The organism is Agromyces sp. CCNWLW203, from assembly GCF_036576125.1.
Taxonomy (GTDB): domain Bacteria; phylum Actinomycetota; class Actinomycetes; order Actinomycetales; family Microbacteriaceae; genus Agromyces.
In genome coordinates this window covers 1-15,596 of sequence record NZ_JAZHYX010000007.1, presented here as the reverse complement: position 1 = coordinate 15,596, position 15,596 = coordinate 1, and the positions used below count along the sequence as shown (strand labels likewise).

The window sequence follows — 15,596 nt, the reverse complement described above, 5'->3', positions numbered from 1 at the left end:
TGTGCGCTGCGGTGCTACTCGCTCACACCGGTTCGGCGTCGCCGGATCACGTACGTGCCGCCGACGAAGGCGCCGCCGAGCAGCAACAGCAACGCCCCGATCCAGAGGTACGACCCACCGGCGAACCCGGTCACCGCCATCGGCTGCGGGATCTGAACCGTAACCGTGGAGTCGTCGCAGAGCACCGCGGGCTCCGGTGACGTGTCGTCGGCGTTCTGCCAGCAGACCTCACCCGTGTTGACGATGCTCGACGCCTTGGTGTTCGCGTTCACGTGCACGTCGAGCACGATCGGCGGTGCAGTCGGGTAGTTCGGCCCGAGGACTCCGAGCAGTTCGCAGTGCAGCGTGCCGCCGTAGCCGCCCGAATCCGTGCCGGTGACCTCGCAGTTCTCCCATCGGGGGAACGCGGGCGAGGGGGCCGTCGTGATGTCGTCGACCCGCAGGTGCGACGGGATCTCGTCGAACACCTCGACAGGATCGGCCGAACCGGTGCCGGTGGTCGATACCGCGAACGTGTAGTCGAAGTTCGTGCCGGGCTTCGCCTGCTGCACGCTCGCCGTCTTCACGATGTCGACCGAGGGTTCGCGTTCGATCGCGCAGGCGGGCAGTGCCTGCGGGTACACCGCGAGCACCGACTGCGAGGGGTTCACCGAGAACGTGATCGTCGCCGGGTTCACCATGTCGCGCCACGGGTAGGTGGGCACGTTCTCATCGAGGATGAGGTCGCCGAACCTGGTGCCGGGCACCGGCGGGTTCGTCAGGTCCTCCTCGGTGATCGGGCGCCAACCCGGGAACTCGTACGGCACTCCGTTCTCGTCGACCGCAGCACCCGGCCAGAGCAGCCGGCCGTCGCGGTCGTCCCACGGCACGGTCTCGACCTTGGTGAGGGGCTCGAGCGGGCCGTCGCCGTCGGGATCCGCGGACGTCCAGGTGACGGTGATGTCACCCGTTTCCACGTGCTCGCTGGCCGCGACGTTGAAGTACAGCCACGGCACATCCGCGATGCAGCGCACGTAGGCGGCCGGGTCGATCGCCTTGCGCGGCACCTCGACCTCGTCGCAGTTGTTCGCCTCGATCAAGTCGCCGAGCACACCCTCGCCGGAGGTGATCGCGACGCACGCCGTGTTCGGCACGTCTTCGATGTCGATCTCGGGCAGCGGCGGGATCGGGTCGTCGGGGTCGACGATGTCGGCCTCGACGGGCTCAGGCAGCGGGAGCATCACCGGGATCGTGATGGTCGTCACCGAGCCGGGAGCGAACGGTCCGTCGCCGTGGGCGGCGAAGGCGTTGTCGCCGATGGTCGGCTGCTCGGTCCAGGTTCCCGCCCCGGAGAAGATCGCCGGGCCGGTGACCTCGAGCTCGGGATCGACGATGTCGGTCACGTCGAGATCCTCGACCGGCACGCTGCTGTTGTTCGTCACGGTGAGCACGTAGTCGAACTCGTCACCGCCCTCGATCGCGTCATCGGGAAGTCCACTGAGGTCGTAGTTCTTCTCGATGCCGACGTCGACGAGCACGGCACGGTTGGTGAGTTCGCAGCTCGTGAGCTCACCGAGTTCGACGCTCGCGAGCTCCGTCAGTTCGCGTTCGTCGTCACCGACGATGCAACCCCAGCCGTCGAGGCCCACGCTGCGGAAGTACGCGAGCAACGGGTGAGCGGATGCCTCGGCGGTCGGCGCCTCAGCGAGGCCGTAGTCACCCGTGGGAACGGTGAACACGGTGCCCGCGTGACCGAGCAGTCCGAGGTTCACCGGGCCGGCGGCCGAGAGGGTCCAGTCCTTCGCCGCGAGGTGCTGGAGCGTTGCGAGCTGCTCCGGCGTGAGGCCGAGGTCGAGGTCAGCCAGGTCGATGCCCTCGAAGGCCGACAGGTCGACGTTCTTCGCGAGTGTCAGCTGCCCGACCGGGATGGTGCCGCAGTCGTCGGCCGGCGTGACGACCGTGCCGTTGAGCAGTTCGGCTTCGTTGAAGAACCCTCGGCCGCTCGTCGAGGCCAGGCAGGTGACGTCATCGATGTCGGTGATCTCGTCGACGTCGGCGACCACCTCGATGTCGAAGGCGTGCACGCCGCCGACGAGCAGCTGCTCGTCGTCGACGAGTTCGGTCACCGTGTCACCGTTCCATGCGGAGAGGTCGGTCGCCACGTCGGCGGACGACGCGGTCGCCGATACGATCTCGACACCGGCCGGGAACCCGAGGTCGTCGCTGAGATCGTAGAACAGCGGCTGCGGGCCGACGTTCGTCACCGTCACGGTGTAGTCGACCGTCCAGTTGCCCGTGACGCCGTCGCGGACGGCGCCGTCGAACGTCTTGGTGATCAGCGCACGACCGGGCTCCTCGCAATCGGTCGCCGGCTGCGGGTCGCCCTCCCCCACGATGAGGAATGCGGTGTTGCGGAATCCGCCGGCGTCGAGCGCATCGTCGGGCGAGCACAGGTCCTGGCTGGTGTCGAACACCACCTCGGGCACCGTCGCGTTGATCGCGATCGTGTAGACATCCTCGAGGCCGGCGCCGAGGGACAGTCCCTCAGCGAGGTCGTAGATGCCCGCCACCGGATCCCAGTCATCGGCGAGGCTGCCGACCGGACCGGTCGCGTGGCCTTCGTTGATCACGATGCCCACGCCGAACTGCGGCACGTCCGTGAGGTCGTAGACGAGTGGCAGCACGTCGCTCTGGTTCTCGACCGACACCGTGTAGGTGATGTCCCAGGTTCCGTCGATGCGCTGTGCGATTGAGGAGACGTTCTTCTCGATCAGGCCGGTCGGCGGTGCGATCACGTTCGTGACCGCGCAATCGAGCTGGAGGCCCGGTGTGGCGACGAACTGGTACCCGGCGTCGCCCGAGAGATCCTCGAGCCCGGCGCACACGAACACCTCGCCGGTCCACTCGGCCGGCAGCGTCTCGGTCAGGGTGTAGATCGTGCCCACTTCGAGGTCGCTCCAGCCGACGGTCGGGTCGACGTTCGTGACCGCCTGCGTGGCGTCCTGGCCGTCGGGCACCGGTGCGATGGTGACGTCGAAGCTCCACGGCGCGTCGCCGATCGGACCCTCGACGATCTTCGTCACCTCGACCTCGCCCGGCACCGCGGTGTTCGTCACGGTGCAGCTGAGCGACAGGCCCGGGGTCACGTCGAACTGGAAGCCGTCGGCCTCGACATCGGCATCGGCCAGGCCGATGCAGACGATGTCACCCTCGTTCCAGCCCTCCTCGTCACCCTCGGTGAGGGTGTACGTCTCACCGACCACGAGGCCGGTCCAGGTGACGCTCGCGTCGGCCTGGGTGACGTGCTGCGTGGCGTCCTGGCCCGCGACCATCGGCGAGATCGAGATCTCGAAATCGAACGCGTAGCCCTGCGGCACGTCCTCGACGATCTTTCGCACGGTGACGTCACCGGTGTCGGGGGCGTTCAGGTAGGTGCACGTGACGACCTCGCCCGCGAGGAGCTCGATCGTCGCGAGACCGCCCTCGTAGGAGACGCCTTCGGAGCCGACGCAGCTGAGGTTCGCCAGGTCCCAGTTCAGTTCGCCGAGCTCTTCGACCGTGTAGGTCCCGGGCTCGATGAGTCCGGACTCCCACGGGGTCGCGTCGCCGGTGAGTGCGAACGGTGTCGTGTCGTCGCCGTCGGAGTACTCGAAGTCGAACGACTGGTCGCTGTCGAACGTCACGTTCTTGTCGACGATGATCTTGCCGAGCTGGGTGTTCGAGTAGGTGCAGGTCACCGTCTCACCGGGGTCGAGCTCGATCGATCCGACGAGGCCGTCGACCGTCGAGGCGGTGCCGTTCGGCATCGAGTCGGTGCACGAGAGTTCGCCCACATGGGCGTTCGTGAGCAGTTCCTCGACGGTGTAGCTGCCGGCCTCGACATCCGTGTACGCGACCTGGCCGGTTCCATCGGTGGTCTCGATCTCGAACGCAGGCGGGTCGAGCCAGGTGCCGGTGAAGTCGAAGGTGTCGTCGGCACCGTCGATGTTCTTGACGATGACGATGGTCGACTTCGCGGTATTGGTGATCGCGCAGGTGATCGAGTCATCCGCTTCGACGATGAATCCCGTCTCGTCGAGCGGGCCGCTCGTCTCGTCGGCGTGCTCGACGGTGCAGGCCAGGCTGCCCGCGATCCAGCCGTCGCCTGGGTCGACCTCGGCGAGCGAGTACTCCGTGCCGGGCACCAGCCCGGTGAAGCTCGTCGTGCCGGTGCCGCCGACGGTGTTGATGACCTGCTGCACCGGGGGCCCTGCCGGAGCGAGGGGCGTGAGCACGAAGGTGAAGCTGCCGTCGCCGCCGACTGAGGTCTTCGTGATCTCGGCGTCGCCGGGTTCGACGCGGTTGGTCACGTCGCAGACGAGCGACTGACCGGGCATCGCCTCGAACTGGAAGCCGGGCGTCTGCCCGTCGAGGTCGGCGAGGCCCTCGCAGGTGATGGCGCCGCCGACCCAGCCATCGGGAACCGACTCGGTCAGGGTGTAGACGGTACCGATCTCGAGGTCGCTCCAGTCGACTGTGGGGTCGAGGTGGGTCGCGGCCTTCGTTCCGGTCTCGCCGTCGGGCACCGGTGCGAGCGTGAAGTCGAAGCTCCAAGCCGTGCCATCGGCGAGGCCTGAAACGTGCTTCTCGACCTCGACCTCGGCGGGCTCCGGCGTGTTCGTGATCTCGCAGCTCAGCACGAGGCCGGGCGTGACGGTGAACTGGAAGCCAGCGGCATCCGATTCGTCGTCGATGCCGGTGCAGGTGATCGCGCCCTCGACCCACCCGGGAAGGCCGGTCTCGGTCAGCGTGTACTGCGTGCCGACATCGAGGTCCGTCCATTCGGCGGTCGGATCCTCATCGGTCACCGCGATCGTGCCGACCTGCCCCATGGGAGCGGGGTCGATCGAGATGTCGAACGACCAGTCGTAGCCCTCGGGCACGCCCTCGACGGTCTTCTCGACGGTCACGCCGCCCTTCGTCGCCGTGTTGAGCACGGTGCAGTCGACGGTCTCACCCGGCGAAAGCGTGATCGCGATGGGCGAGTCCGTCGTCGGATCCTCATCCGAGCACGTCATGCTCGTGACATCCCAGCCGGCCTTCGCGAGTTCGGCCAGGGTGTACTGGCCCGGGACGATGTTCAGGAACGACTTCGCCTGGTCGTCGGTGAGCGCGAAGCCGGACTGCCCGGTCAGCGTGAAGTCGAACGACTCGGCCGACTCGTCGGGGTTGGTCTGCTTCATGACGATGATGTTGCCGCGCTGCGTGTTGGTGTAGGTGCAGGTGACGAGTTCGCCTGGCTGCACGGTGATCGTCACCTTGCCATCGACGAGGGCGACGACCGAGTCACCGGTGACGTCTTCGACGCACGAGAGGCCCGTCAGGTCGTAGAACGGGACCGGGGTTGTCTCGGTCACGGTGTAGACGCCCGGGGCGACGCTGTCGAAGAGCTTCGTCGCGGTACCGCCGACGGTCGTGAGCTCGAACCCTGAGAGGTCGGCACCCGTGGTCGTGAATTCGAAGATGCCGTTGGAGCCCGCGACGTTCTTGATGATCCTGATCTGACCGTCCTGCACGTTCGTGTACGTGCAGTCGACGACCAAGCCGGCGACCGTCAGCACTGAAGCGGTCGCGGTCGCAACGTCGGTCTGCGCATTGCCCGGCGGCGTGCAGCCGACGCCCGTGAGGTTCCACTGCGGGTTGCCCGCCTCGACCTGCTCGACGATGTTCACGACCGAGCCTGGCGTGTACCAGAACACCTGCGAACTCGTGTTGCCCGCCACGACGACGGGTGCACCGTTGACGGTGAAGTCGAAGTCGGCGGCATCTCCCTGCGCGACCTTCGTGATCTGCACGCCGGAGGTGACGTTCGTGATCGTGCACGTCGTGGTCGCGCCGACGTAGAGCTTGAACGAGCCGTTCGTCGTGACTTCCTGCTGGTTCGTCGCCGGGTTCGTCACAGCGCAGGAGTAGCCCTGCAGCGCCCATGGTGCGGGCGGTGCGCTCTCGACGATCTGGTAGTCGTTGCCTGCGAAGACGTTGCTCCAGCTGTGTGTATCGCCGATGCCGATCACCGCACCGAGGCCGTTGTTGCCGGCGACGGTGTCGGCCGGTCCCGTCAACGTTCCGTCATGCACGACACCGCCACCGGATCGGGTGACTGCGTAGTTGAAGTTCGCGTCCGGCGCACCGTCGGTGCCCACCTTCTCCACGACGAGACCGCCGCAGTTCGACAGCGTGATGGGACTATCGGACTTCAGGATGTCCTTCAGTGTTGCCGGCCCGCCCTCGCCGGTCTTCGTGACGAACCCTGCATCGAGGAAGCTTCGACAGCTACCGTCGGTCGGCAGCAGTCCCGATGCCGTGAGGTCGACAGCCATCTCGCCGAACGTTGCCGCATTTCCGGTCGTGTTCGTGTCGGTGTTCGTGCCGACCGCCGCCTGGTAGACGACGGTACCCCCGACCGGGCTCCAGCCGGAGCCCGTCCAGCCGAGCACTTGGACGCTGGTGGATCCGCCGCCGCCCGCGTTGTAGTTGAACTCGATGAGATAGTCGTCGGCGCGCCCTGCGGCCGGGCCTTGGAAGACCTCGTAGGAACTCATGTCGCCGCTGCCGGAGTACCGGGTCCAGTAGGCGTAGAAGATCGTGTGCTGCACGCCGTTGACCGTGACCACTTCGTACGCCGAACCGCCGGTGCAGGCATCACCCTTGTCGTTGGCCGTGCCCACCTGCTCGGGCCAGGTCGCGTCGTCGAGCGAGGTGCTCGGCGTGATGATGTCGTCGGTGCCGAGGTTCGCTCCACAAGTTCCCGGATTGCCGACGGTCGTGCCTTCGTCCCAGCTCTTCTGTGCTGCGACGATTCCGCCGGACTGATGCCCGGAAGCGGTCAGGTAGGGCGGTTTCGGCGTCGATCCGACGACGCCGACCCAGTCGTTCGCGCCGGCCGTGTTGCCGTCGATCTCGAACGAGGTCTGAATGCCGTTCGAGAGTGTCGCCGCGGCCGCCCCCTGTGCGGGCGCGACCGCCATCGCGACGGCGCCTCCCGACGCGACGAGCGCGCTCGCCACCACGAAGGACACGAGCCTCCGTCTGGCTCGACTCGCCTGCAGTCGGAGGGACCGAGTGCCGAAGCCCTCGATCGCCGGGTCGGTGGAACGGTTACGCAGACGTCGCTGGACGTTCATCATCAGCCTTCGGGTTTCGAATGCGAACGTCACCGCCGCACTCGGCTGTGCTTCCGACCCGGGCGACCGGGCCACGGAGGACGCGGGTACGACCTCCGAGAATCCGTGGGTAATCGGACTCGTCGCCAGTCTGGCACCGCGGCTGTTCGCGAGGAACCCTCGGGATGACACCAAAACAGGGGGTGAACGGGACGTTCGTTCGGCGGTTCGGCTGCTCTTCGGCGATGCGATGACAGACGGATGCCGCGACTCACGCGAGCCGCGGCATCCGTCTGTCGATCGCTGCGAGGTCGGATCGACCTCAGGCCCGGAGCCGGCGCCGAGCGCCGAATCCGAGTGCCGTTCCGCCCACCAGCAGGAGGAGCACGGCCGCCGGCATCATGGCGAGCGCGTCACTGCCCGACGAGGCGAGTGCGGCCGGAGATGCGCCGGCCGGCCTGCTGCCCGGCGGAGTGGCCGGCGGGTTCTGCGGCGGCGCCGCGTTGCAGTTCGGCGTCGGCGGCGGGTAGACCGCGATCGTGTCGTTCGTCGGGTTGATGCGGATCTCGACGACGGCCTCGGAGCGCAGGTCGTAGAACGGAGCGCTCGGGTCGAGGACCCACGTGCCGTCGGGCAGCAGCGTCCACCCGGGCCAATCGGTCGGGTTCCCTTCGGAGTCGACCGCCGCACCGGGCCAGAGCCGCTCACCCGAGATCGTCTCGCCGCTCGACCACCCGTCGGGGTAGGCGATCGGATCGACCTGGGAGGCTCCGTCGGCGAGGATGGCCGCGATGTCATCCGCCGGGATCGACGGGTCGCGCGCGGCGAAGGCCTCCGGCGTCCACCAGATCAGCACGATCGGGTTGGCGGCGGGGTCGTCGATGTTGTACGGCGTGATGGCGTAGCTGAACAACGGGGTGTCGTTGACGCAGATCGCCTGCCCATCGAGACCGATCGACTTCACGGGATGGTCGACGACGCACGAGCCGTTCTCATCCTCTGAAGGCGGGCATTCGCCGCCTTCCGAGGGCTCGACCACGTTGTGGAGCAACTCACCCACGACGTCCTCGTCGACCTGCACCGTGTACCAAGCCTGGGCCGTCTCGCCCGGATCCAGTGCCGGCAGCGTCCACGTCAGCGTGTTCCCGTCCTGCTCGAGGCCCGGACCGAGTTCGAGCAGCGTCGCGTTGTCGAGCACGTCGGTGATGTCGTCGAACGCCTGAGCACCGGTGACCTCGACCTCCGAGGTGTTCTCCGCGTCGAGGTAATACGTGATCACGTCGCCGCCCTCGACGGTCTCGCCGTCAGCAGGGTCGGAGCTCTTCTCAAGCTCCCATCCAGGCTCCGGCGGGGGCGGGCACGCTCCGAGCACGACCGTCGCCTCGACGTCGGTCGACGGGTCGGCGCCCACAAGGTGCAGCACGACGTCGTAGCTTCCCGGCGGCAGCGGTTCGAACTCGCCCTCGAAGGTGCCGGACCCGGCCGTGAAGGTCAGGTCGGCTACGACGTCATCGGTACCGGAGACGTAGACCGTCAGTTCGTAGTCCTCGCCGACCACGATGCCGGTGGCCGTGGCCTCGAGGTCGCGGGTCGCGGCTCCACCGGGCGGGCAGGCAACGGGCTCGAGGAACAGGGTCGGCGGGGGCGGGGGTTCGTTGTCGTAGCAGAAGGTGAGGTGGCTGATGTCCTGATCGTCGACATCATCGTGCGAACCCGACGTGCCGCCGGGGAGCACGATGTAGCCGCCACCCGTCTTCACGAGGATTCCGTCGACCGACGGGTCTGCCACGAAGGAGAACGACTTCATGTCATCTTCGATCGTCACTTCGAGCTCGAGCGGCAGGTCGTCCGGCTCCCATGGCCCGTCATCGTAGACGTAGGTGCCCGGAGACCCGGTGTCGAGCTTCACACCGAAGTCGAAGCCCGCGCTCGTGCACTCTGTCAGCGCGTTCCCGGACTCGATGTTCGGGTCGAACACGGCGGCACTCACCGGCGCGCTGGCCGCCGCAGCGACCGGCCCCTCGGCGGCCGGCGCTGCGGCCGCTGCCTCGGGGGCGGGCGGCGGGGCCGATTCGGGCTCGACCGCGGGCTCGGGCTCGGCTGCCGGCTCGGGCTCGACGACCGGTTCCGGGGCGGGCTCGGGCGCCGGAACCGGTTCTTCAGCCGGTGCGGGCTCTTCGGCGGGTGCAGGTTCGGGCGCGGCTGGCTCGGCCGCAGGCGCCTCAGCGACGGCCGCGACGGCGACCTCGGGCGACGCCGTCTCCTCTGCGGCGGCCATCGACGGCGCCCCGAAGGCGACCATCGCGGCGGCGAGGAGCACGGCGATCGGCCCCATCCGAACGCGTCGAGTGAGATCGCGACGCGGGACTCGGTTGGGAGCGGGCAGGTCAGTGCTGTGTCGGTTCATGACAGCTCCAGATTCGGGTTTGGGAGCCGGCTCGGGAATCGGGTCGGGTTCGTGCCTGCCGCCGCGTGGCATCGGGATGCCCGCTCGCGTCAGTTGGCGCCAGTTTGCGCCGCCGCCGACCGTCAAGGCAAGTATTCCTCATGAAATGCCCCCCGAACGTGGCGCACCGGCTCAGCTGCGGCTGGGCAGTGCGCCAATCCGCTTCGACGCCGGTGCTCGGGCCGCCGTCGCTAGGGTTGGAGCGTGAACGAGCGCGGGTCGGGATCCCCACACCACCATCGGGAGACGCTCGACGAGCACGCCGCCCGCGACCCGCTCGACCTCGACAACCCCTCCCCCTCGGCCAGAGAGCGGTTCGAGGCGATGAGCCAGCCGATCCGCGACCGGTTCGAGCAGCCGATCAGCACCGTCAGCACGCTCACTCAGAAGACGCTCGCCCTGTTTCCGGTGCGCGTCTGGCGGCACTTCCTCGACCGCAACGGCTTCATCCTCTCGTCGGGCATGAGCTACCAGGGCCTCTTCGCGCTCTTCGCCGCGATCTACGTCGTGTTCGCCGTCTTCGGCATCTGGCTCACGGGCAACGATGCGACCCTCACGGCATTCGTGGCCCTGCTCAACACCTACGCGCCGGGCCTCATCGGCGACAACGGCATCATCTCGACCGAGGACCTCGTGCAGATCGCTTCGGCGAGCACGAGCCTCTTCGGCTGGACGGGCGCGATCGCCCTCGCGGGCTTGATCTGGACGGCGATCGGATGGATCACCTACTCGCGCATGGCGGTGCGCAGCATCTTCGGACTTCCGAAGGACCGCCGCGCCTACGCCCTCCTCAAGGCCCGCGACTTCCTCGCCGGCTTCGGCTTCGGCGCGATCCTGCTGCTCGCCACAGTGCTCTCGGTCGCGACCACGTCGTTCCTCACGTGGGTGTTCGATCTGATGGGCCTGCCGACGACGTCGGGTTGGTCGGGATTCCTCGTGCAGGGCGGCACGCTCCTCGTCGTCTTCGTCATCGACACGCTCGCCCTCGCCGTGATGTTCCGCTTCCTCTCCGGAGCGGCCATGCCGTGGCATCGCATGTGGGTCGGCTCGCTGCTCGGCTCCGCCGCGCTCTCCGTGCTCCAGGTGCTCGGCGGCACCCTGCTGTCGCACTCGACCACGAATCCCCTACTCGCGACCTTCACGGTTTTCATCGGTCTGCTCCTCTGGTTCCGGCTCACGAGCATCGTGATCCTGGTCGCCGCGAGCTGGATCGCCGTCGAGGCATCCGATGCTCATGAATCGCTTCGCATGGTGACGCCCGAGCAGCTCGCCGCCGAGCAGCGCGAGCGTGAGGAGCGCGCGCTCGTGACGGCCGCGCAGGTGCGGGTGCGCGAGGCCCGGCACGAGTTCGAGAACGCGAACTGGATCGGGCGGATCTCGGCCAGGCGCCGACTCGCCAAGGCCGAACTCGAACTCGCCGATCTCGAGGCGACGACGGCGCCGATCGCGCGGTGAGGCGGTGCCGGAGCCTCGATCGAACCGATCGATCCAGGCCGGCGAGACCGTGTCCGAGGGCTCCCGTAGGATCGATCCATGCCCTCAGCGAAGCCCCTCCGTCTGGCCAGCGTCAACGTCAACGGAGTGCGTGCAGCATTCCGAAAGGGCATGGGCGACTGGCTCGCCGCACGTGATGTCGACATCCTCGCGCTGCAAGAGGTGCGCGCCTCGACCGAAGACCTGCAGGGTCTCCTCGGCGACGAGTGGGACATCCTGCACGACCCGGCCACGGCCAAGGGGCGGGCGGGGGTCGCGATCGCGAGCCGCAACCGCGCGAGCATCCACCGGGTCGAGCTCGGCGCCGCCGACTTCGACAGTGCGGGCCGCTGGCTCGAAGCCGACTACGAGGTCGGCGATCGCATCGTCACGGTCGTCTCGGCGTACGTGCACTCGGGTGTGGTCGACACCCCGAAGCAGGTCGAGAAGTACAAATTCCTCGACGCGATGATCGAGCGGATGCCGCGGCTCGCCGAGCACTCCGAGCTCGCGGTGATCGTGGGCGACCTCAACGTCGGCCACCGCACCCTCGACATCAAGAACTGGAAGGGCAACGTGAAGCGCGCCGGCTTCCTGCCAGAGGAGCGCGCCTACTTCGATCGCTTCGTCGGCGCCGAGGGCGACGCCGATTACAACGCCGGCGCCGGACTCGGCTGGGTCGATCTCGGCCGCCGCTTCGCCGGCGAGGTCGACGGCCCGTACACGTGGTGGTCGCAACGAGGCAAGGCGTTCGACACCGACACCGGCTGGCGCATCGACTACCAGCTCGCGACTCCCGCCCTGGCCGATGCCGCGGTCGCGTACGTGATCGATCGCGCCGACTCCTGGGACACGCGATGGTCCGACCACGCTCCCGTGGTCGTCGACTACGCCATCTGACCTGCCGCCCTGCGGCCGCAACTCTTCGAAGGAACTCCCAAATGACGCAGAAGCCCCGCCTCTACTCGGGCATGCAGCCCTCCGCCGACTCACTCCACGCGGGCAATTACATCGGAGCCCTCCTCCAGTGGAAGGAACTGCAGTCGACGCACGACGCCTTCTTCTCGGTCGTCGACATGCACGCCATCACCGTGGCGCAAGACCCCGCCGAGCTGCGTGAGAAGACCCGCCGCACGGCGGCGCAGTACATCGCGGCGGGCATCGACCCGTCGAGCTCGACGCTCTACGTGCAGTCGCACGTGCCCGCGCACGCCGAGCTCGCGTGGGTGCTCAACACCATCACCGGCTTCGGCGAAGCCGGGCGCATGACGCAGTTCAAGGACAAGTCGCAGAAGCAGGGCGCCGACGCCACGAGCGTCGGTCTCTTCGCCTACCCCGTGCTCATGGCCGCCGACATCCTGCTGTACCAGACCGAGATCGTGCCCGTCGGCGACGACCAGAAGCAGCACGTCGAGCTCACCCGCGACCTCGCGACCCGCTTCAACGCACGGTTCGGGGCCGACACCTTCGTGCTGCCCGAACCGGCCATTCAGCGCGAGACGGCGCGCATCTACGACCTCCAGAACCCGACGTCGAAGATGTCGAAGTCGGGTGAGACGCCGGCCGGCATCCTGTGGCTGCTCGACGAGCCCGCGGTCACCGCGAAGAAGATCATGCGCGCCGTGACCGACACCGACGGCGAGGTGCGCTTCGATCGCGAGCACAAGCCGGGCGTCTCGAACCTGCTGACGATCTTCTCCGTGCTCTCGGGTCGCACCATCGGCGACATCGAGCAGGAGTTCGCGGGCCGCGGCTACGGCGACTTCAAGAAGGCGCTGGCCGAGGTCGTCGTGAGCGAGTTCGAGCCGATCCGTACCCGGGTCCTCGAGCTGCTCGACGACCCGGCCGAGCTCGACCGACTGCTCGCCGTCAACGCCGACCGTGCGAGTGCGGTCGCCGAGGCCACGCTCGCGACGGTCTACGACCGCATCGGGTTCCTCCGGCGCGCACGCTGACCATGCTGCCCGTCGCGCTCCGCACTGAACGCCTCGTGCTCGACCTGCCCACCGGGGCCGATGCCGAGCTCGTGGCGCACTATTGCGCCGACCCGTTGTTCCTCAAGTACCTGACGACCCCGTGGCCATACACGATGGAGCATGCGCGAGCATTCCTCACGGAGTATGTACCAGCCGCGTGGGAGTCTGAAGACGAATTGGCCTGGGCGATCCGCCGTTCCGAGGGTGCTCCGCTCCTCGGCGTCATCGGCCTCCGCCGCGGCAACGAGATCGGGTTCTGGCTCGGCGCAGAGCACCGCGGCGAGGCGCTCATGGCCGAGGCGTTGACGGCGGTCAGCGAGTGGGCGCTCGGCGGCGGCGTGCGCGGTGCCGAGTCATTGCTCTGGCGTGCGAACGAGGGCAACCGTGCGTCGGCGCATGTCGCGCGCGCCGCGGGATTCCGGCGCATCACTCCCCGCATCGCCACCGTGCCTGGTCGCGACGGACGAACGCTGCCGGCGTGGCACGCCGAGCGGCGTTCCCCCATCGAGACCGACGCGTTCGCCAGTTGGGACCCGATCCTCGGCAGCGAGGCATGAGCGGCTCCACTGCCTCGGAGGCGACCGGGCCGGTCGTGCTGTTCGACCTCGACGACACCCTCATGGCACACCGCGCGGCGGTCATCGCCGGCATCACTCTGCACATGCGCGAGCTGGCATACGTGGGCGATGTCGCCGCGGCGTCGGGGCTCTGGCACGACCTTGAAGAGGAGCACTACCACTCCTACCTCGCGGGTCGGCTGACCTTCGAGGGCCAACGCAGGGCGCGTGCCCGCGACTTCGCGATCGCCCACGGTGATGAGCTCGACGAACTCGCCGCCGGTGCCTGGTTCGATCGCTACTTCGAGCGTTACCGGGAGTCGTGGTCGCTGCACGACGACGCGCTGCCCGCACTCGACGCCCTTGCACGAGCGCTGCCGCACGCGCGGTTCGGCGTCATCACGAACGGCGAACTCGATTTCCAGCTCGCCAAGCTCGAGCGGCTCGGCATTCGCGATCGCTTCGAGCACGTCATCGCCTCGGGCGACGTCGGCGTGACGAAGCCCGATGCCGAGATCTTCCGCCTCGCGCTCGAGCGATTCGGTGCGGGTACCGTCGCCGGCCGAGCCGCGTACATCGGTGACCGCTTCGAGACCGACGCGGTCGGTGCGGTCGACGCCGGCCTCGTCGGGGTGTGGCTGAACCGCACCGGCGATGCCCGCTCACCCGGCACCGCGACATCCGCTGTGCTCGAGATCACCACGCTCGCCGAGCTGCCCGGCCTGCTCGGGCCGCTCCTCGTCGACTGACCGATTCGTCGGCGCGAGTGCGCGCGGGCCGCGATCCTCTGGGGAACGAGATGGGGCCGGGCGCACCCCCATGCGCCCGGCCCCGCTCCTCAACCGTACTTCGGCACGGTCGATCGTGCCGCCATCGGGTCGCCGTGTGTCCGCGAGCTCCTCAGCTCGCGGACACCCGGCCGACCATCAGACGACGTCGTCGTCGACCCAGTCGAGGGTCTTCGTGACGGCCTTCTTCCAGTTCCGGTCGAGGCGTGCGCGCTCGGCCTCGTCCATCGACGGGGTCCAGCGCTTGTCCTCCTGCCAGTTGGCCCGCAGCTCGTCGAGGCTCGACCAGAAGCCGACCGCGAGACCTGCCGCATACGCCGCACCGAGCGCGGTGGTCTCGGCGACGACCGGGCGCACGACCGGAACACCGAGGATGTCGGCCTGGAACTGCAGCAGCGTGTCGTTGGCGGTGGCTCCGCCGTCGACGCGGAGCTCGGTGAGGTCGACCCCGGCGTCGGCGTTCACGGCCTCGATGACGTCGCGGGTCTGGAACGCGATGGCTTCGAGGGCCGCTCGGGCGATGTGTCCCTTGTTCACGTAGCGGGTCAGGCCGACGAGCGCGCCGCGGGCGTCGGGGCGCCAGTACGGCGCGAAGAGGCCCGAGAATGCGGGGACGAAGTAGGCGCCGCCGTTGTCGTCGACCGACTTCGCGAGCTCTTCGACCTCTGCGGCCAAGGAGATGAGGCCGAGGTTGTCGCGCAGCCACTGGATGAGCGAACCGGTGACCGCGATCGAGCCCTCGAGCGCGTAGTGCACCGGCTGGTCGCCGAGCTTGTAGCCGACGGTCGTGAGCAGGCCGTTCTTCGAGTGGACGATCTCCTCGCCCGTGTTGAAGATCAGGAAGTTGCCCGTGCCGTACGTGTTCTTCGCCTCGCCGGTCTCGAACGCGGCCTGGCCGAACGTCGCGGCCTGCTGGTCGCCGAGGATGCCCGAGATGGGGGTCTCGCGGAGCAGCGAGTGCTCGTTCGCCATGCCGTAGATCTCGGAGGACGACTTGATCTCGGGCAGCATCGACTTCGGCACGCCGAACGCGGCCAGGATGTCGTCGTCCCAGTTGAGCGTCTCGAGGTCCATGAACATGGTGCGCGAGGCGTTCGTGACATCCGTCGCGTGCACGCCCCCATCCACGCCGCCCGTGAGGTTCCACAGCACCCAGGAGTCGGTCGTGCCGAACAGCAGGTCGCCGGCCTCGGCCTTCGCGCGCGCACCCTCGACGTTCTCGAGGATCCACACGA

At 68.2% G+C, this 15,596-nt stretch carries 8 protein-coding genes; 5 read left to right on the top strand and 3 right to left on the bottom strand.

Features of this window, described 5'->3' with window-relative positions:
- Positions 1–14: 14 nt before the first annotated feature.
- A complete protein-coding gene (locus VPH61_RS15545) occupies positions 15–7,037 on the bottom strand; it encodes a prealbumin-like fold domain-containing protein (protein ID WP_332064423.1) in 7,023 nt (2,340 codons plus the stop codon).
- 406 nt (positions 7,038–7,443) lie between these two features.
- Complete coding sequence (locus VPH61_RS15540; protein WP_332064422.1) at positions 7,444–9,456, bottom strand: DUF7927 domain-containing protein; 2,013 nt, start codon at positions 9,454–9,456, stop codon at positions 7,444–7,446.
- 315 nt (positions 9,457–9,771) lie between these two features.
- Between VPH61_RS15540 and VPH61_RS15535 the strand changes: the two genes are divergently transcribed.
- The 5 genes from VPH61_RS15535 (at position 9,772) to VPH61_RS15515 (ending at position 14,322) form a co-directional block, all read left to right on the top strand.
- Positions 9,772–11,022: a YhjD/YihY/BrkB family envelope integrity protein gene (locus VPH61_RS15535; RefSeq protein ID WP_332064421.1), complete on the top strand. Its 1,251-nt coding sequence runs from the start codon at positions 9,772–9,774 to the stop codon at positions 11,020–11,022.
- 78 nt (positions 11,023–11,100) lie between these two features.
- The gene (locus VPH61_RS15530) at positions 11,101–11,940 is read left to right on the top strand and encodes an exodeoxyribonuclease III (protein WP_332064420.1); all 840 of its coding nucleotides are present in this window, start codon (positions 11,101–11,103) and stop codon (positions 11,938–11,940) included.
- A 41-nt stretch (positions 11,941–11,981) separates the two neighbouring features.
- Positions 11,982–12,995 (top strand): tryptophan--tRNA ligase, encoded by a 1,014-nt coding sequence (gene trpS / locus VPH61_RS15525; protein ID WP_332064419.1) that lies wholly within the window; start codon positions 11,982–11,984, stop codon positions 12,993–12,995.
- Between the two features lie 2 nt (positions 12,996–12,997).
- Positions 12,998–13,573, top strand: coding sequence for a GNAT family N-acetyltransferase (locus VPH61_RS15520; RefSeq protein WP_332064418.1), 576 nt, complete (start codon positions 12,998–13,000; stop codon positions 13,571–13,573).
- On the top strand, positions 13,570–14,322 hold the full coding sequence (locus VPH61_RS15515) for an HAD family hydrolase (protein WP_332064417.1): 753 nt from the start codon (positions 13,570–13,572) through the stop codon (positions 14,320–14,322). The genes VPH61_RS15520 and VPH61_RS15515 overlap by 4 nt, the downstream gene beginning before the upstream one ends.
- Positions 14,323–14,499: 177 nt before the next feature.
- On the opposite strand, the gene VPH61_RS15510 is transcribed toward VPH61_RS15515, so the two are convergent.
- Positions 14,500–15,596: FGGY family carbohydrate kinase (locus VPH61_RS15510; protein ID WP_332064416.1), on the bottom strand; the 1,097-nt coding region annotated here is incomplete at its 5' end.

Bases quoted from the DNA above. Each gene is read 5' to 3' on its own strand.
- VPH61_RS15540 (WP_332064422.1), bottom strand. From the start codon at position 9,456: ATGGGGCCGATCGCCGTGCTCCTCGCCGCCGCGATGGTCGCCTTCGGG.
- VPH61_RS15530 (WP_332064420.1), top strand. From the start codon at position 11,101: ATGCCCTCAGCGAAGCCCCTCCGTCTGGCCAGCGTCAACGTCAACGGA.
- trpS (WP_332064419.1), top strand. From the start codon at position 11,982: ATGACGCAGAAGCCCCGCCTCTACTCGGGCATGCAGCCCTCCGCCGAC.
- VPH61_RS15520 (WP_332064418.1), top strand. From the start codon at position 12,998: ATGCTGCCCGTCGCGCTCCGCACTGAACGCCTCGTGCTCGACCTGCCC.
- VPH61_RS15515 (WP_332064417.1), top strand. From the start codon at position 13,570: ATGAGCGGCTCCACTGCCTCGGAGGCGACCGGGCCGGTCGTGCTGTTC.